The sequence below is a fragment of the Aurantibacillus circumpalustris genome, from assembly GCF_029625215.1.
Lineage (GTDB): Bacteria > Bacteroidota > Bacteroidia > B-17B0 > Aurantibacillaceae > Aurantibacillus > Aurantibacillus circumpalustris.
Genome location: NZ_CP121197.1, coordinates 2,366,399 through 2,384,863 on the forward strand (window position 1 = coordinate 2,366,399; position 18,465 = coordinate 2,384,863).

General features: G+C 34.5%; 13 protein-coding genes and 1 pseudogene. 6 read left to right on the forward strand and 8 right to left on the reverse strand.

Features of this window, described 5'->3' with window-relative positions; translation table 11 throughout:
* Positions 1-3: 3 nt before the first annotated feature.
* On the reverse strand, positions 4-4,473 hold the full coding sequence (locus P2086_RS09890; protein WP_317896576.1) for a translocation/assembly module TamB domain-containing protein: 4,470 nt from the start codon (positions 4,471-4,473) through the stop codon (positions 4-6).
* 49 nt (positions 4,474-4,522) lie between these two features.
* Between P2086_RS09890 and tsaD the strand changes: the two genes are divergently transcribed.
* Positions 4,523-5,566, forward strand: a complete 1,044-nt coding sequence (gene tsaD, locus P2086_RS09895) for a tRNA (adenosine(37)-N6)-threonylcarbamoyltransferase complex transferase subunit TsaD (RefSeq protein ID WP_317896577.1) — start codon at positions 4,523-4,525, stop codon at positions 5,564-5,566.
* Between the two features lie 19 nt (positions 5,567-5,585).
* Here the strand turns inward: tsaD and P2086_RS09900 are convergent, their stop codons facing one another.
* Both P2086_RS09900 and P2086_RS09905 read right to left on the reverse strand, forming a co-directional pair.
* Complete coding sequence (locus tag P2086_RS09900; protein WP_317896578.1) at positions 5,586-5,888, reverse strand: hypothetical protein; 303 nt, start codon at positions 5,886-5,888, stop codon at positions 5,586-5,588.
* Between the two features lie 137 nt (positions 5,889-6,025).
* A pseudogene (locus tag P2086_RS09905) lies at positions 6,026-7,086 on the reverse strand (IS3 family transposase); the annotation flags it as partial.
* A gap of 222 nt (positions 7,087-7,308) precedes the next feature.
* On the opposite strand from P2086_RS09905, the gene ftcD reads away from it, so the two are divergent.
* Entirely contained in the window at positions 7,309-8,997 is a 1,689-nt protein-coding gene (gene ftcD / locus P2086_RS09910) for a glutamate formimidoyltransferase (protein ID WP_317896579.1), read from the forward strand.
* Here ftcD and P2086_RS09915 read toward each other — a convergent pair whose 3' ends face one another.
* The 3 genes from P2086_RS09915 to P2086_RS09925 form a co-directional block, all read right to left on the reverse strand.
* Entirely contained in the window at positions 8,998-10,116 is a 1,119-nt protein-coding gene (locus P2086_RS09915) for a Fic family protein (RefSeq protein ID WP_317896580.1), read from the reverse strand.
* A 280-nt stretch (positions 10,117-10,396) separates the two neighbouring features.
* A complete protein-coding gene (locus P2086_RS09920; protein ID WP_317896581.1) occupies positions 10,397-11,266 on the reverse strand; it encodes a YicC/YloC family endoribonuclease in 870 nt (289 codons plus the stop codon).
* Entirely contained in the window at positions 11,263-12,156 is an 894-nt protein-coding gene (locus P2086_RS09925) for a DMT family transporter (RefSeq protein ID WP_317896582.1), read from the reverse strand. The genes P2086_RS09920 and P2086_RS09925 overlap by 4 nt, the downstream gene beginning before the upstream one ends.
* 63 nt (positions 12,157-12,219) lie before the next feature.
* Here P2086_RS09925 and P2086_RS09930 point away from each other — a divergent pair, with 63 nt between their 5' ends.
* A complete protein-coding gene (locus tag P2086_RS09930; RefSeq protein WP_317896583.1) occupies positions 12,220-13,017 on the forward strand; it encodes an ABC transporter substrate-binding protein in 798 nt (265 codons plus the stop codon).
* Positions 13,018-13,171: 154 nt separating this feature from the next.
* Entirely contained in the window at positions 13,172-14,101 is a 930-nt protein-coding gene (locus tag P2086_RS09935) for an aspartate carbamoyltransferase catalytic subunit (RefSeq protein ID WP_317896584.1), read from the forward strand.
* Positions 14,102-14,116: 15 nt separating this feature from the next.
* On the opposite strand, the gene P2086_RS09940 is transcribed toward P2086_RS09935, so the two are convergent.
* Positions 14,117-15,109 carry a LuxE/PaaK family acyltransferase gene (locus tag P2086_RS09940; RefSeq protein ID WP_317896585.1) on the reverse strand — a complete coding sequence of 331 codons (993 nt, stop codon included), beginning with the start codon at positions 15,107-15,109 and terminating at the stop codon, positions 14,117-14,119.
* Positions 15,110-15,161: 52 nt separating this feature from the next.
* Here P2086_RS09940 and P2086_RS09945 point away from each other — a divergent pair, with 52 nt between their 5' ends.
* Positions 15,162-15,656 (forward strand): hypothetical protein, encoded by a 495-nt coding sequence (locus P2086_RS09945; RefSeq protein WP_317896586.1) that lies wholly within the window; start codon positions 15,162-15,164, stop codon positions 15,654-15,656.
* On the opposite strand, the gene P2086_RS09950 is transcribed toward P2086_RS09945, so the two are convergent.
* On the reverse strand, positions 15,646-16,593 hold the full coding sequence (locus tag P2086_RS09950) for an NAD(P)-dependent oxidoreductase (RefSeq protein WP_317896587.1): 948 nt from the start codon (positions 16,591-16,593) through the stop codon (positions 15,646-15,648). The two genes, P2086_RS09945 and P2086_RS09950, sit on opposite strands and share 11 nt — an antisense overlap.
* A 280-nt stretch (positions 16,594-16,873) precedes the next feature.
* On the opposite strand from P2086_RS09950, the gene dnaB reads away from it, so the two are divergent.
* Positions 16,874-18,460, forward strand: coding sequence for a replicative DNA helicase (dnaB, locus tag P2086_RS09955; protein ID WP_317896588.1), 1,587 nt, complete (start codon positions 16,874-16,876; stop codon positions 18,458-18,460).
* Positions 18,461-18,465: the final 5 nt, after the last annotated feature.

Here is an 18,465-nt window from a genome sequence, read left to right on the forward strand (position 1 = left end):
TAATTAGTTTTTTTTAGCGTCTTCTTTTCGTTTTAATTTAGAAAGGTAGTTCCGGTATAAAGATCCGAGCGTTTCAAACTCCAACCTATAAAATAATCCGACGCCTTGCGTATAATTTCCACCAGAAAGTGTACTTTGAGTATTATCATTGCTTTTGTTAAAGCCTTTTAATCTGAATCTTCCGTCGGCGGATAATTTGTAATCAATATTCACATCTCCAATTAAACCGTTAGAATTATGATTGGTTGCGTTATTGTTTACACCAAAATTACCATCAACACTTACTTTGTTATCTAAAAATTGTTTACTAAGCGCTAAATCAACTGTTTCGGAACTGGTTTGAGTTCCCGGTCGATAATTTACCCCAAGCTGCAAGTCTCTTATCCCAGTTAGTGTACCGAAATGAGTATTTAAAAACTCACTCACACGGTTGCTTAACAATTCACTTCCGGTTGAGGCAGCAGCACCACCTGCAGTAACCCCGCCGCCGTTAGTATTGTATATTAGTGGTTTTGTAAAGGTTCTAAATAAAAGAAAGGAAAAAACCTGCCTATTAAGTTCTGCCTCATCACTAAGCACACTGTTAATCTTACTTCTTTCTTCGGAAGAAATATTAGGAAAATCAATTTCAAAATTAATGTTAGGAGAAAAAAGTTTTCCAGTAATAATAAGTTTACAATCTACTGGTGTTCGGGTTTTTGCTGAGTCATTTAACAAGGGTGCTATTGAAGCCCGCTGTTTGTAACTGGCTGTTACATCTATTTCTGCGCCTAAAGGATTACCACTCCATGAAATGCTACTTCCCGCTTCAATATCAAATTTTTTATTGATAACATTTTCAAGTGTGAATAAATAATCTCCATCCGTAAAAACATAGTCACCTGTCATTTCAAATTTACCAAGAGTATTTACTTTAATTTTTAAATCACCTTGCCCTTGAACATTTAAAACATCTCCCGCAGCTTTATCGATGATTATTTGCGCTTGTGCATCAGGAGTGGCATGAATCAGCATTTCGAGGTTAAAACCGGTTAGTCCGGTTTCTTTTTTAACCGTTGTGGTGTCTCTTTTTACGAATTGAATAAAATCACTTTCACCAATTTCGGCAGGACCATCAAGTGGTAAATAGAACTTTGTGTTTCTGTTAGTTGTATTTTCAATATTCATATTGAGTTTGTTTATAAACCCATAAATACCGAGTGTTCCAGTGCCGTATACCTTTCCGTAAAATGTTTTATTTTCCTTTTCGGTAGTATTGAGAATGAGCATGTTTTTATAAGTGATATCATAATCTATTTGCATTTTATTAAAATTCGTATGAAATAGATTTCCATTAAGATAACCTTGAGCAAACTTTGTTCCTTTTTCACGAATAGCCATTTCTGAAAACCTTATCTGATCAGGCATTACTTCTATGTCTCCGGTAATGTTGTAAGTCACATTGGTATAATCCACTTTTACTTCGCTTCTAAATAATCTAAACTTTCCGTCAATTTTTATTTTGTTTGGAGTTCCGTGCACCTTGCCAGCTCCATTTACAAATCCATCTTTAATTTCAAGAATACCTTCTAGAAAAGGATTTAATAACCGTAAATTAGCTGGTTTGGCGGCAAAATCAATATCTATAGATTCTGTTTTCTTTTCAGGATAATAGAAACCTTTGAAGGAAATGTTTTTCGACAACTCGCCGCTTTCATTGGTAATACCAAGCGATGTGTAACCAGATAAGCGAATTATTTTTTCCTTTGTAAAATAAACCGTATTCACTTGTAATTGCCCAACACTATTATTATTAATTTTTAATTGAGTTAAATTTACATCTCCATTAAATGCAAAATTATTGTTCACATTAGAAAGTGTTATATTACCATTGAGTCTACCTTCTAGTTTTAAGCTAAATTCTTGAAGTAATCTATTAAATTGTTCAAGAACTACATTTTCAGTAGCAATCACAAGACTGTCCCCATTGTGTGTTGACAAAGCCCCAGCTATATTTATACTTTGAAGTTTATTTACTATAGACATCGGAGCTATAAAAATGGCCCCTGTAGTATCGATTGTGATTTTATTAGATGAAATTAAATTCCAAGTGCTATCATTCAATGTAACTGAAAGCTCCTCATTGTTTATTTTAAAGAAAGAGTCTTCTATATTAATTTGACCAGTTATTTTGCCTTTATTCGAAGGTGCTTTAAGATTATCCCAATCGACGGCATATTTAAATTCTTTGTCAAACGATTTAACAACGCAATTGAAATTTTCAGCGGTTAGACTATCAGCTATATGAAACGACTTTCCTGACAATTCTGCAAGAACTGTCTTTTGGTTTTCATTTAAGATTAAAACAAGATCAGTCATAAATAGATCCTTATAATTAAATTTCGGAGACTTAACTTGAAGATTTAATTTGTTTTCTGCAGCATTAAAATTACCGTCAAAAATTGTTCCGCTAGCTACCATCACATCGGGAAGAAATAATTCGTTAATCGTTTTAAACTTCTTTATTTTAATTTGAAAAGTTAGTTCATCCTTATATTTTTTATCTAAAATTGTCTTTTTGAAATAACCAGGGTAATAGGTATTAAGAAAAGATTCAAAGGCATGTTGTAAATTACTAACGTTATACCTTCCGTAAATGGCGGCATTGAGGTACTCGGCACTAAGCCTAATTTTTTTATCAGCACTGTTTTGTTCCATTTGAATGTTAAACGTGCTTAGTTTAAAGGTTCGGGTTTTTGTTTTGTAAATTGTATTGTCAAAGTTTATTTGCCCGCTTAAGTTATCTATATTATCTCCGTTTACTTTCAAAAAAATCTGCGAAGATAAAATACCCGAATCTTTTTGATTTGTAAAATGCAGGGCATGAAGATTGAGTGCATTGATGGTTGAAATAAAATCCATTTCCGGAAATTTATTTTTAAAATCAATTGTACCGTTGAAATCAAAATCAGCATTGGGATCTTTACTTGTAAAAAGACCATTAAATAAAGCTTCCGAAATATTGCCGTTTAATTTGATGTTATTATAATTGTAGTTGTTATAGGTAATACTGTTTACTTCTCCAACTAGCGTTGCTTTAAGCTCTTTTACATTAATACCTCGCCCCTTTACCTCTAAATTCATCGTAAGGCTATTAAAATCATTTTGACCCAATAAAGTTCCGAGATTGAAATTTTCTGTTGAGATTTTACCGGTGTAAGTAATATCTTTGTTGTTAGTACCAAGTTTCACACTTAATTCAGTTTTAGCTTTACCCAAATCGTTGGTGAAATTTCCATAAGTTGTAAAGTCACCAATAAATCCATCGAATTTCCCTCTGTAGGATACCGTTCCAAGTCGTTTGATCTCTTCAGGAAGTTCAATTTTTTTGCCGTCAATGAAAGGGTAGTTAGGGATATGAATTAAATCATAATAGTTTGATGAAAATTCTTTCGAATCGAAATGAATAAAAGTGGAATTGATATTAGGTAAACCAGTTAAACTTATATTCCCTTTAAAATGGCTATGATTTCGGTAGGAAAAATTTAGGTTTTTAAGAGTCATGTCGCTTACATAACCTGTTACATTACCCGAAATTTTTACAGTTTCATTTAAGCCATTTAATTCGCTCGTAAAAGCAGCAATGTCTGTAAAACTAACATATGTGCTATCCAGAAGATAACAATCGAGTTTTACTTTGTCAATAAAATCCGTATAGTCGTCCCAACTGTTGTAAGTAAAGTCTATTTTTCCTTTAACAAAAGTACGTGGCGTTTTTAAGTGAATGTCTTCGCACAGAAGTCTGTGATCACTTATTCGTGCTTTTGTATTTAGTTTCGAAACTTCGAAGCCGCTTTTTTCAATTGCGCTAAAATTGTCGAGTTGAAGTATAATTGTGTCCTTGTCTAATTTGAGATGTGAAACTTTGGCAAAAGTGTGCTTTAACCAAACATCGTCGAAATTAATGTTGTTGGTTATTTTGGTGACGAATTTTTCGACACGGTAAACAAATGCAACATTTTCAAGATAAATATCTCCTAATGTAATTTTCCACTCAGATTTTGACGTAGTATCTGTTGTGCCAGAATCAAAATAATCAATAAGGTGGCTGTAATTATAGGTTGAATCGCCACTGTACTTTATTAATTTAGAGGTTACATTTTTTAAAGTGATTTTATCAAAACTTAAAGCTTTGTTTTTATAATCTAATTTTTTTAAGTCAACTAAAATGTTTCCCTGAAGTATAGTGTCATTATACTTGTCAAGTATAAGTATACCTTCAAGATTGGCTTTAGAGAAAAATTTAAGATTAATTTTGTGGATATAAACCTTAGTTCCTAATTCAGAGCTAAGATAACCAGATGCTTTTCTTCCCAACCAGGTTTGAAATGCGAAACTCTGAATACCAAAGAAGAAAGCAATAACGGCTAAAATTACAAATAGCAGTAGGGCTCCTAACGATCTAAAGAATATTCTTTTAACTTTGCGAAACATACGCTACGCATAAAGATAACAGAAAAATTGAGCTAGAACGGGCTAAAAAATGCAAAATTTAAACACTTATATATTAGCAATTGAAAGCAGCTGCGACGATACGTCTTGTGCTGTTTTAAGTAATGAATATGTTCTTTCAAATGTTACCGCAAATCAAAAAATTCATGAGCAATATGGCGGGGTTGTACCTGAGTTAGCCAGCCGCGATCATCAAAAAAACATTGTCCCGGTAGTTGATGCCGCCTTAAAAAAGGCAAACATAAGTTTAAAGGATTTAAATGCTGTAGCTATCACACGTGGACCAGGATTAATGGGCAGTTTATTGGTCGGGCTTTCGTTTGCTAAATCTTTATCACTTGCTCTAAATATTCCGCTAATTGAGGTAAATCACATGCAGGGGCATATTTTAGCTCATTTTATTAAAGAGGTAAACGAACAAAAGACTCACAATGAGCCCGAACAGCCATCGTTTCCGTTTTTGTGTTTAACTGTAAGTGGCGGGCACACACAATTGGTTAAAGTTTGTGATTATTTGAGTTTTAAAGTGTTGGGCGAAACCATTGACGACGCAGTTGGCGAAGCCTTTGATAAAGCAGCGAAAATATTAGGATTACCCTATCCGGGAGGACCTTTGATTGATAAATTGGCAAAGGAAGGGGATAAAACAAAGTTTAGTTTTGCGCAGACAAAAGTACCGGGATATGATTATAGTTTTAGTGGTATTAAAACGTCATTTTTGTATTTTATCCAAAATAATACTCAAAAAAATCCAAATTTTGTGACAGAAAATCTTGCCGATATTTGTGCCTCCTATCAGCATCATCTCATTCAAGTTCTTTTAAAAAACGTAAAAGTGGTCTTGAAAGAAACTGGCATAAAACAATTGGCAATTGCCGGTGGAGTATCGGCTAATTCAAGTTTGAGAGTGCAGGTTAAGGAATTAGAAGGGGAATTAAATATAAAAACCTTTATTCCAAAATTTGAATATTGCACAGACAATGCCGCAATGATAGGAATTACGGCTTATTATAAATTTTTGAAAAAGGATTTTTCGGATTTATCAATTACGCCAATGGCGAGAATGCACTTATAGCGCATTAAATAAGGTATTATTAATCCTGTTTTATATCTGTTGTTCCCGAAGGAGTTATGGTCAATGTCCATTTAACAGTTCCCTTGCCTGTAACACTAACAGTTCCAATTAAATCTCCACCTAATTTACTCGATCCTTCTGGAATGTTTTGGTAGCTTGTTGTTTTGCCAGGGCTAACGAGTCCAAAATTGGCGGCACCTACTATAACGTTTGCCGCTTGCGAAAAATTATTAGTAATACGAATACTGTGTTGCGTTTTTACACAAGAACTTAGGCCTACAAAAATTAAACTAATAAACAAAAGGCTGAATAATTTTTTCATGATATTGGTGTAAGCTCCCCAAAATTGGACTACTCAAAAGTAGAATTTTTAATTAAAAGTTCATTATTATATGTATGAGAATGTTGACTTGTTGGAAACTCTTTTCGAGTTTTCAATAAATCAACATTCTTTAGTTTGAATAGAATTGGGGATAATCCTCCTAGGCTATCATGAGGTCGTTTGTTGTTGTAGTCATGAATAAAAATATCTGTCACCTCTCTAACTTCATTAAGATCTTCAAACAAATATGCATCTAGTACATGTCGTCGGTATGTTCCGTTAAAGCGTTCAATATATGCATTCTGAGTTGGTTTGCCTGGTTGTATATAATGAAAATCGATGTGATGCATCTCACTCCACTCTTTAGTTAATCCGGCAATAAACTCCGGACCATTATCCATTCTTATTGTGCAAGGCTTTGTTCTTTGGTTAATAAGTCTGTTTAATACCCAAACAACAGCATTGCTTTTTAATGAATGATCAATTTCAATATGTAAAACTTCACGATTGTAATCATCTATCACATTAAAGGTTTTAAACTTTCTTCCATTTATAAGGGCATCATGCATAAAATCAATAGACCAGGTGTGATTGATGTATGCAGGAACTACAAGTGTTTCTTTAGTTCTAGCAGGCAAACGTCTCTTGCCTTTTCTTCTTAGGTTTAATTTCATCGCTTTATAAATTCTATGTACACGTTTATGATTCCAAATATTTCCTTCTAATCTAATTCGTCCGTATGCCTTCCAAAAACCCTCTCGTGGATGTTCATCGGCCTTTAAGCGTAATTCATCCATAACTTTTTTATCGTCTTTCTTGGTTTTATAATAGATGCTTGATTTTCCCAAGTTAAGGATCCTGCACGCCCTGCTGATGCGGTAATTACCACTGCTGCATATTTCAGTTGCTATTTGTTTTTTAACGCAAGGCTTTAGAGCTTTTTTTCAATGATCTCCTTTGCCAACTTTAAATCGAGCGCAAGTTCAGCATACATATGCTTTAAGCGCCTGTTTTCTTCTTCCAGGGATTTCATCTTTCTTAACTCATCAGAGCTCATGCCTCCATAACGCTGTCGCCATTTATAAAACGCAGCTTTGCTAACGCCATGTGTTCTTACAATTTCTTCTAATGGTTTGCCGGTATCAAACTCTTTGAGGATAGCAGCAATTTGTTCGGGGGTGAATCGTTTTTTCTTCATTTTGCTTAGGTTAATTTATTAGTTTTTTTTCTACTAACAAATAGTCCTAATTTTGGGGGAGCTTACATTGGGATTTAAATTTTGGAGGTAAAAATAGACAATTTTCGAGATCGGACAAATTATAGGAATATCAAAAATAGTAATTGCATGAAGTGTTTTGTCTTTTTTGCAAATATGAGTAGCTTTAAAAATTGAATTTTACTTTAAAATCAAATTATAAATATGGAACAATTAATTGAATGTGTGCCGAATTTTAGTGAGGGTGTTGATATGCATATTATCAACCAAATTACTGATGAAGTGGAAAGTGTTGAAGGCGTTAAACTTTTAAATGTTGATCCAGGTAAAGCTACCAATAGAACTGTTGTAACCTTTGTTGGAAATCCAAACGCTGTTATTGAAGCTGCGTTTAGGGCAATAAGGAAAGCTGGAGAATTAATCGACATGGCTAAACATAAAGGCGAGCACCCTCGAATGGGGGCTACAGACGTTTGTCCTTTAATTCCGATTAGTAATATTACAATGGAGGAGACAGCAAAATATGCTCAGCTACTTGCAAAGCGTGTTGGAGAAAATCTTGCAATTCCTATTTATTTGTATGAAGAAGCACAATCGGACAAAAAACGGAGTAATCTTTCTGTTATTAGAAATGGAGAGTACGAAGGTTTTTTCAAAAAGATAAAGTTACCGGAATGGAAACCCGATTTTGGTCCTCAGGAGTTTGATGCAAAGCGCGGCGCTACTGTTATTGGAGCCCGTGATTTTTTGGTTGCCTATAATGTAAATTTAAATACAACATCAACTCGTAGGGCTAATTCTATAGCTTTTGATGTGCGTGAAGCAGGAAGGGTTATGCGTGAAGGTAATCCGATAACTGGAAAAATAGTAAATGCTGCCGACGGTAAACCAAAATTTATTCCCGGAAGTTTAAAGTCAGTAAAGGCTATTGGCTGGTATATTGAAGAATACGGTGTTGCGCAGATATCAATGAACTTAACTAACATCAATGTAACCCCCGTACACATTGCATTTGACGAAGTTTGCAATAAAGCTATTGAGAGAGGTATTCGCGTTACCGGATCTGAATTGGTGGGCTTAGTTCCATTAAAAGCAATGTTGGATGCTGGTAAGTATTTTCTCCAAAAACAAAAACGTTCAATTGGTGTGAGCGAAAAGGAGTTGATTAAAATCGCGGTAAAATCTATGGGCTTGGATGAATTAGCGCCGTTTAAACCTGAAGAAAGAATTATTGAATACCTATTAAAAAAACCAGAAGACTCTAAACTCGTTGCAATGGACTTAGTTGCTTTTGCAGATGAAACAGCAAGTGAAAGTCCTGCGCCTGGAGGTGGTTCTATTTCAGCTTATGTTGGAAGTCTGGGTATTTCTCTGGCGACCATGGTTGCTAATTTAAGTTCACATAAAAAGGGTTGGGACGATCGTTGGGAGGAGTTTAGTAATTGGGCTGAAAAGGGACAAGTCATTAAAGATCAGCTAATGAAATTGGTAGATGCGGATACTGCTGCTTTTAATAAAATTATGACAGCATTTGGTTTACCAAAATCAACGGAAGAGGAAAAGAAACTAAGAACTCAAACTATTCAAGATGCAACAAAATTTGCCATTGAAATTCCGTTTAAGGTGATGGAATTAAGTTTTGAAAGTATGGAAGTTATTAAAGCGATGGCCCAAGAAGGTAATCCGAATTCCGTTACCGATGCTGGTGTTGGTGCTCTTTGTGCAAGAAGCGCTGTGATGGGTGCTTTTATGAATGTGAGAATAAATGCTGCCGGTTACGATGATAAAAAATTCGTCAACGATATTGTTGCAAAAGGAAAATTAATTGAGCAAAAAACCACCGTGAGAGAGGCGGAGATATTGCGAATTGTGAATGAAAAAATTGGGTTGTAGTTAAAACTCCGCTAAAAGGTTAAAGAGATCTACATTCAAATAAATGATTTCTTTTCCAACTTTTTCTGGAACTACAATTTTGAGTTTTTCAAGCTGTTGCAAATACTTTTTCGCTGTGTTTACACTTTTCGTTTCTTTGTTAATGAGAGCTCTTGGACTAATATAGGGTTGTTCAAATATTTTTTCAATCACTTCTTTTTTCATGGAGGGGTGTTTTTTCCTCACAAGTACAAGAGTTCTGTCAAATAAACGGTCAATCTCATTTATTTTTTTTATGGTGTAGAGGGCGGTTTCTTCAGTGGCATTTAGCATGTACAAAACCCAATGATTCCAGTTTCGTTGACTGGTGACTTTGTTTAAATTGGCATAATAATCTTCTTTACTATTGATAATAGATGAACTCAAATAAAGAATTGGAAAATCGAGGAGCTCTTTTTGAACCATTAAAAGAACATTGAGAATCCTACCAGTTCTTCCATTCCCATCACGAAAAGGGTGTATAGCCTCGAACTGATAATGCGCTATGGCCATTTTTAAAAGCGGGTCATAATTGTATTTCTCGTCATTATTAATGAACTCTACTAGGTTTTTTAGTTTTTGTTCAATTAATTTTTGCCCCCGTGGCGGTGTATAAACAATGTTTGCTTTTAACGGAGCAGTGCCGCGTTTCATAATAACAGTTTCTGTTTGAGGTGGACGAATACCATCCTTTAGTTGTTTGATTTCTCGATAAAGTTTTATCATCATTTCAACGGAAACAGTCTTTTTATTTTTTACTGTTTTAAAACCTTCCCAAAGAGCCTGTCGGTAGCGCAACACTTCTTTAGTTGTGGGTTCCATGCCAATTTCGTTTCCTGCCAGAGCTTTGTATAGTTTATCATCTGTAGTGAAAATATTCTCGATGGCAGTACTGGCTTTTGCTTCCCGAATGGCTATTGTGTTTACCAGCATAGATTGATTTGGTAGTTTTTTTGCCAAGCCTTTGAGTTCTGCCAAAGCCTTGTTAGCAGTATTTAATGCTTTAAGTATTTCAATAGTTATAACCTTTTCATCGGGTGGAGGCAATAAGGGTAGATGATTGTATGGTTTATGGCGGTCAAAAGGTAGTGGTTGCGACATGGGATTTTTTTAATTCGTCAAATATACAGATAATTTGACAGTTGTTTTGTTAATTGTCAAAAAATGCTATAATTTGACAGTAAAGAAATTATCTGTCAAATTCTGACACATATCTCATCAATTGTCAAAAAAGTTAAATATTTGACAGTATGATAGTTTTCTGTCAAATTGAGTAAATAAATACTCGTTTGAATAAGTTCTTGGCATTACTAGCACGTTTAACTGCTAATAGACGAGTAAACCTATAATTAATCTAAAATAGAATGGCCTAGCGATTTATTTACAAAACATTACTTGCTTGTTCTTTGATTTTTTCCAATTCATCCTTCATAAGTACTACGAATTTTTGCATGGGAGCATCGTTGGCTTTAGAACCAATAGTATTAATTTCGCGACCAATTTCCTGACTGATAAAATTTAATTTCCTGCCTGGAGAATTTTCTTTACAGGTGTCTATAAAATAATCTAAATGTGTTTTTAAGCGTACTTTTTCTTCGTTAATGTCTAACTTCTCAATGTAATAGATTAACTCTTGTTCGAATCTATTTTCATCAATTTTTTCTTTACCAATTACATCGGCTAAATTATTACGAATTCTATCTTTAATAGCAGTAATGCGGTGTAAGTCGAGCTTTTTAATTTCTTCTAAATGAATTCCAATTTTACCCAAACGGTCTTCAAAATCTTTTTGGAGTGATTTCCCTTCCGTATCTCTGAAAGCGTTTAATTGCTTGATTGCATCATTCACACATGCTTTAATAACGTTCCATTCATTTTCATCCGTTTCTTTGCGTTCACCTTTCAAAACATCTGGAAATTTTAAAATGTGTTGAATGCTGTCTTCTAAAGGTTCTTGTAGTTCAAGCGCTAACTTTTTTAATTGTACATGATAAGCTTTCGCTAACGTTGTGTTTATTTCAATTGGAGCTTCAACTGTATTTGACTCTACGAAAATACTCAAGTCAATTTTACCGCGTTCTAATTGTTTTGATAAATCATTACGTAATTCTAATTCGTAATTTCTTAGTCCGGATGATAGTCGTAAACTAATATCAGCGCCTTTGCTATTTAGAGCTCGTATTTCAACGGTTACAGTTTTGTCTCCGTATTCTGCGGTAGCTTTTCCAAAGCCGGTCATTGATTTTATCATGCTTTAATTTTTTTTGGTTTTCTATTTATAAGAAACAAGCCTAAAATTATCAAAATTCCTGATAATAACTTGGTCGGACTTAATTTATCTTGTCCCATCATTACAGCAAATAAAGATGCAAAGAAAGGTTGAAGATAAATATAAGCGCTAACGGTATTTGGACTGAGTTCTTGTAAGCCGTATATGTTAAGAAAATAGGCGAAAAAAGTAGTTGCAATAACCACAAAGCAAAGAGCAAAAATAGCATGACTCGTAAATCCTTCCCAATTAGTATGCAGTGTTTCTGTAAAGCCAATTGGTAAAATGTATAAACTTCCAAATAGAAACATCCAGCGCATGGCCGTAGCTGTATTATACTTCATCATAATGGGTTTAACCATTACAGTGAAAATTGCCCAGGACGTCGAGTTTATCAAAGTCATAATATCTCCAACAATTGTATCGCTACCAATTTCGAAATTACCCCGATAACTGAGAATTATTAAAGCACCAATAACAGCAAGGCTTAAGCCACTTAACTTAATTAATGTAATACGTTCTTTTAAGAGAAACAAAGTGAAAATAAAAACCAAAATCGGATTAGAAATCATGATAATGGAAGAGTTTATTGGAGTGGTAATACTTAAACCATAAATAAAAAACAGTTGATTAATTACAACACCAAACAAAGCCAACAAAGCCATTCGTTTCATGTCTTTTTTTTCAACCTTTTGCGTTTTTACAAAAAGTGAAAGAACCCAAAACAAAAGGCCGGCTCCAAGAATCCGCATAAATACTAAAGCAACGGGACTGACAAAATTAGGCATGAGTCCTTTAGCAATAGAATAATTAAGCGCATAGATAATTTGCGCTACAAATAAGGCTATATGTCCTTTAAAGGCTTTTGTCAAAATCGCAGCAAATATAGATAGAGTTAGGAGATAATTGCTTAGAAAGAATTATTTTTACTGACGATGCTCAACTACAAAGATCAACTCGGAAATGTTATTCAACTAGCCAAAAAGCCATTGCGAATTATTTCAGTAGTACCTTCGCAATCAGAGTTTCTATGGGATATTGGATTAAGAGACGAGTTGGTTGGTATTACTAAGTTTTGTATTCATCCCAAAGAAATGCGTGTAAGTAAAGCAAGAGTGGGGGGAACTAAAAAGTTGAATCTTAAAAAAATAAGAGAACTAAAGCCTGATTTGATTATCGGAAACAAAGAAGAAAATGACCAATTTCAAATTGAAGAATTACAAAAGGAATTTCCTGTTTGGATGAGTGATATTTACACCTTTCAGGATGCTTTTAAAATGATGGAGGGTTTGGGGATTCTTTTAAATAAAGAACCTGAAACAATGCAGGTGGTGAATGAATTAAAAATGTCGTTTTTAAGAATTCAGGCAATTTTAAAAACTCAAAAAGTAGCTTATTTTATTTGGAACAAACCTTATATGTTTGCTGCAAAAAATACGTTTATCGATCATGTATTAAATTATTTAGGATTGGAAAATGCCTTGAGTTATTACGAAAGATACCCAGAGTTGGATGAAACAGCTTTAAAAAGAATAAATCCTGATTTGTGTTTTTTGTCGAGTGAACCTTTTCGTTTTAAAGAGATACATGTAGATGAGTTAAAAAAATTATTACCAAATTCTAAGATTTTAATTGTCGATGGTGAAATGTTTAGTTGGTATGGCACTCGTTTATTGTTTTTGGAAAAGTATGTACAAGATCTAATTAATTCCCTGAGAGAAGCGAAACGTTGAGGTAAATTACAGGAAGCGAAAGCTCAGTTAAGAGCCTTATCTGAGCAGTAAGTTTGAATTTTTTGAATTAGGATAAAAAATAGTTCCATAATTAAAATATAAAAGTTACTTTTAGCTTTTGAAATTCTTCCGCTAGCGGAATCAAAAAACATAAATGAGTAATTTAAGCGTCAATCACCTCCTCGGAATAAAACAGCTCAACAAAAACGACATTGAATTAATATTAAGCACTGCTCAAAATTTCAAAGAAGTAATTAACCGCCCTATTAAAAAAGTTCCTTCTTTACGCGACCTTACCGTTGCAAACTTATTCTTCGAAAACTCTACACGTACCCGATTATCTTTTGAACTTGCGCAAAAGCGCTTAAGTGCTGACGTAATTAATTTTTCAGCATCTAATTCTTCGGTAAAGAAGGGTGAAACGCTTGTGGATACTGTAAATAATATTCTAGCCATGAAAGTGGATATGATAATTATGCGTCACGCAAGTCCAGGAGCTGCTATGTTTTTGGCAAAAAAGGTAAACGCGAAAATAATTAATGCTGGCGATGGCGCTCATGAGCATCCAACACAAGCCTTATTAGACGCCTTTTCAATGCAAGAAAAATTGGGAAATCTAAAGGGGAAAAAGGTTGTAATTGTTGGAGATATTCTTCATTCCAGAGTGGCGCTTTCAAACATATTTTGCCTACAAAAATTAGGAGCCATTGTAAAAGTGTGCGGTCCTTTAACGCTTATCCCAAAATTCATCACCTCACTTGGAGTGGAGGTAGAGCCAAATCTTAAAAAGGCACTTGAGTGGTGCGACGTAGCAAACATGTTGCGCATTCAGCTAGAACGTCAGGATATCAAATATTTCCCTTCATTGCGTGAATACACAATGATGTATGGTTTGGATAAAGAACTTCTCGATAGTCTTTCAAAAAAAATAGTTGTGATGCATCCAGGACCAATTAACCGTGGGGTTGAAATTACCAGTGATGTTGCTGATAGCAAACAATCCATTATTTTAGAACAAGTAGAAAACGGCGTTGCTGTGCGAATGGCGGTAATGTTTCTGCTGGCGGGCCGACAAAGCGATTAATTTCTTTAAGTAAATTTAAAAATCCCCCATCATTAAGTTACAACCGCGAACGTCGCTATGGTCGTATCGCCCCATTAACTCCAAGGCGCCATCTTCATTCACTCTACCTAAATCTTTTGTGGCGATAAACGAGCAAGAATAAATGTTTGCAAGATCAATCACGTTAATACCACCGGTTTTGTGATCAGTTCTTAATTTTAAAGGGTCATCTACTTCGCGTGTATAGAATCGCATCCAGGGTGGAGCTTCGAACAAGCCGTTTTTTTTACTATAGGCTTGACTCAATAATTCGGTCATGCCGTATTCACTATGAATAGTGTTTCCCTTAAATCCTTTTTTTAAAAAAGCGTGTAATTCAGGTTTCAACATTTCTTTGCGTGCGCCTTTCATTCCACCTGTCTCCATCACGATAAAACTATCAGTTAACTGAAGGTTGTGACTACAAAGATCCATTAGTGCATAGGAAACGCCAATTAAGATAATCTTTTGATTGGTGTTTTTGAGCCGATTTATTTTTGAAATTAAATCTGTAATGTTATCCAGAAAAAATCCACTGAATGGGTGGGTTGAAAGCCCAATTAGTTCCTTGCACATGTATACCAAAGACGAGCCACTTCTTTGCAAGTAATTTGGAAGCAGTGCCAGTATGCAATACTCTTTTGGGTCTCCATAAAACAATTCAAATGTTTTTAGAAAGCTTTTTTTGTATAAGTCCACTGAGTTTACATAGTGTGTCGCTGGAACCTGCGATGTTGTTGAGCTGCTGGTAAAACTAACAGTTTTTGAATTTATTGGTGAAGAAACGACTTCAAATTTTTTAAAAAATTCAATGGGTAGAAATGGAATTTTATCTAAAGCATTAACCGTATCAGGATTTGTCTTTATAAGATCGGTCCATTTCTTGTAAATGAGATTGTTTTGGTATTGAAATTGAAAAATAGACAAAGCTTCGGCTAAAAACTGCTCTTCTGAGGCAATATCGAAGATGGTATTTTCGTTTTTTAACAAGCAGCTTTATTTTGAACCTATTTAATGCGTAAATTTATATATTGATTTTAGAATGACACGTTTTATTACCATAATATTTTTGATTGGTCTATTTTCTTTTTCTTGCGTAAAACCAAAAACAGAAAATCCAGTTCCTGTAATTGAATTCGAAGATTTATTGCATCTGCAAAAATCTGAGTTTACCGGATCAGATACAGCTGTTATGTCTTTAAAATATGAGGATGGAGATGGAGATATTTTTCTTGATGACAATAGTAATGGACCAAATGTTATTTTCACACCTTTCTTTTTTAATACTGCCACTAAAAAATTTGATTTTACTAAGGACCCAATTACTTTAGACACTTTAAGAATTACAGCTTTTGTAAAACAACCCGATGACGGTTATTATAAGGGCAAATCAATTAAGGGTAATATCTATGTTCCCATGCGACAATACAGAACCGGTGATTCGATTAAGATTATTTACTTAAGGGGTCTTGTAATTGATTCAAAAGGGAATAAATCGAATACAGTTACTAGCCCTACCTACACACTCAATTTTTAAGATTTAAAACAGCAATCATTTTCTCGGCAATACCTTTACTCATTTTGTAATTGCTTTCGTGTGTCCAGCCAGCAATGTGTGGACTTAAAACGACTTTATTGGAATTTATAAGATAATGCATTGCAGCTGGTATTTCAGAAGTATTCATGCCTTCAAAAGATGTTTTTTCATACTCTAATACATCCAAACAAGCCCCTTTTATTTTGCCAATTTTAATAGACTCTACCAGGTGATCAGTATTGACGCACTTTCCGCGGGCTGTATTTATAAAATAAATTTTCTTTTTAAACTTTTCAATAAATGACTTATCTATTATATAATGAGTTTCTTCTGTTAATGGAAGATGAATACTAAGAATATCGCTTTCTTCAAACACTTTGTACAGAGACGATTCTTGGACGTAAGTATCCCCGAAGTTTTTTTTGTATTTGTCGTAGGCTAAAATTTTACATTCAAAACCAGAAAGTTTTTTTGCAAATGCCGAGCCCATATTTCCATAACCTATTATACCAACAGTTTTTTCTTTTATTTCGAAACCGCGATTTTCTGCACGCAACCAAATACCTTCTCTCACTTCTGCATCGGCTTTTTTTAAATTGTTCATCAACATGAGTAACATGCCCAGCGCATGTTCACCAACGGCATCTCTGTTGCCTTCTGGAACGCATAAACATTTTATATTCTTTGTTTCAGCATAAGGCACATCAATGTTTTCCATACCAGCACCGACTCTACCAATACATTTAAGCTGTTTACAGGTATCGAGAATTTCTTTAGTGATTTTAAAACGACTTCTTATAACGAGTCCATCATATTGACGTAAAAGGGTTATTAACTCTTCTGTGGATTTTTCCCAAAAAAGATCACAAGAAATACCTGCAGCAATTAAAGTTTCATGAAGAACGGGATGATTAGAGTCGGCAAACAAAACACGCATAAAACTAGATACTAAAATTAATTACTATTCAAACACGAATTTCTCTACAATTCTTTAATTAATTGAAAATGAATCCTATTAAACAATTAACATTTACCTAACATAGCTCTTGTTCAAAATTGACTTTTTATCTTATTAACAACGTTATGAAGTCTTAAAGCCTAATAACAATGGGCTATAACATAGAGATTATATTTATGCACAACTTATGAATAAGACTGAGACTTTTGTAAATTTATTATGAATCATTTTTTTGCACTTTTGCCCTCCACACAAGTTTATGAATCAAGACAATCAAAATAAAACACGCAAACGCATTTTAACTTCAAGTCCTCAAAGTACGAATGAAATTGGAAAACTACCCCCTCAGGCTGTCGAACTTGAGGAGGCTGTTCTTGGTGCCATGTTACTTGAAAGGGAAGCCTTAAGCACGGTAATTGATATTTTAAGCCCCGAGGCATTTTATAAAGAACAAAACGGCCGTGTGTTCGCAGCCATGATTACTTTGTTTAACCGCTCTGAGCCTGTAGATATTTTAACCGTAACACAAGAATTAAAACGTACAGGCGAACTCGAAATTGTAGGAGGTTCTTATTACGTATCAGCTCTAACCAACCGTATCGCATCTTCTGCAAACATTGAATTTCACGCTAGAATTGTTGCGCAAAAATATTTACAACGCGAACTTATTCGTTTAAGCACTGAAACTATTAAAGTTGCCTACGAAGACAGTACCGATGTGTTTGAATTATTGGATGAAACAACAAAAAATATTTTTGAGATTTTAGATTCTAACGTGCGTAAACAGCACGATAAAATGAGTACGCTTATTGCAAAAGCCATTACTGAAATTGAAAGTGCGGCTAATCAAAAAGACGGACTCTTAGGTGTTCCAAGTGGCTTTACTGCTATGGATAGAATTACAGGCGGTTGGCAAAAGTCAGATTTACTAATTCTTGCTGCAAGGCCAGGTATGGGTAAGACTGCGTTTGTAGTATCAATGGCAAAAAATGCTGCGGTTGAATTTAATAAACCAGTTGCTATTTTTAGTTTAGAGATGAGCAGTTTGCAATTGGTAAAACGTTTGATTTCGAGTGAAACCGAAATTTCTCAGGATAAAATTTTAAAAGGAAATTTAGATAACCATGAATTTGTTCAATTAAATGAACGTATTAAGAAGCTGGCTGTAGCCCCTTTATTTATTGATGATACACCCGCTCTTTCTATTTTTGAATTACGTGCTAAGGCTCGTCGTTTAAAAGAAAATCAAAAAGTAGAGTTAATTATTATTGACTACCTACAATTAATGAGTGGCGGTCCTGACGGTAAAGGAAACCGTGAACAGGAGATTTCTCAAATTTCACGTGGGTTAAAAAGTTTAGCGAAAGAATTAGAGATTCCAATCATTGCTTTATCGCAGTTAAGTCGTCAGGTAGAAAACAGACCCGGTGGAAGTAAGCGTCCGCAATTAAGTGATTTACGTGAATCTGGAGCCATCGAACAAGATGCCGATATGGTAATGTTTATATACAGACCAGAGTATTATGGTTTAGAGGTGGATGAAAACAACGAGCCAACGCGTGGACGAGCCGAAGTAATTATTGCGAAGAATAGACATGGATCTTTGGAAACAGTTAAACTGCGTTTCATTGGTCAATATGCGAAGTTTGCCGATTTAGATTATACCGAAGGACAGGATATTATTTACAATCAAAATAATCCAGGAGCACTGCAACAAAACGATGAGTTTTTAAATACTGGAACGAAAACGGTAGCTTCAAAAAATTGGGATAGGATTGAAGATAGTCCAAGTTCTGATATCATTAAACGCAACGATATAGAAGATTTTAACGAGCCGCCTTTTTAAGATTT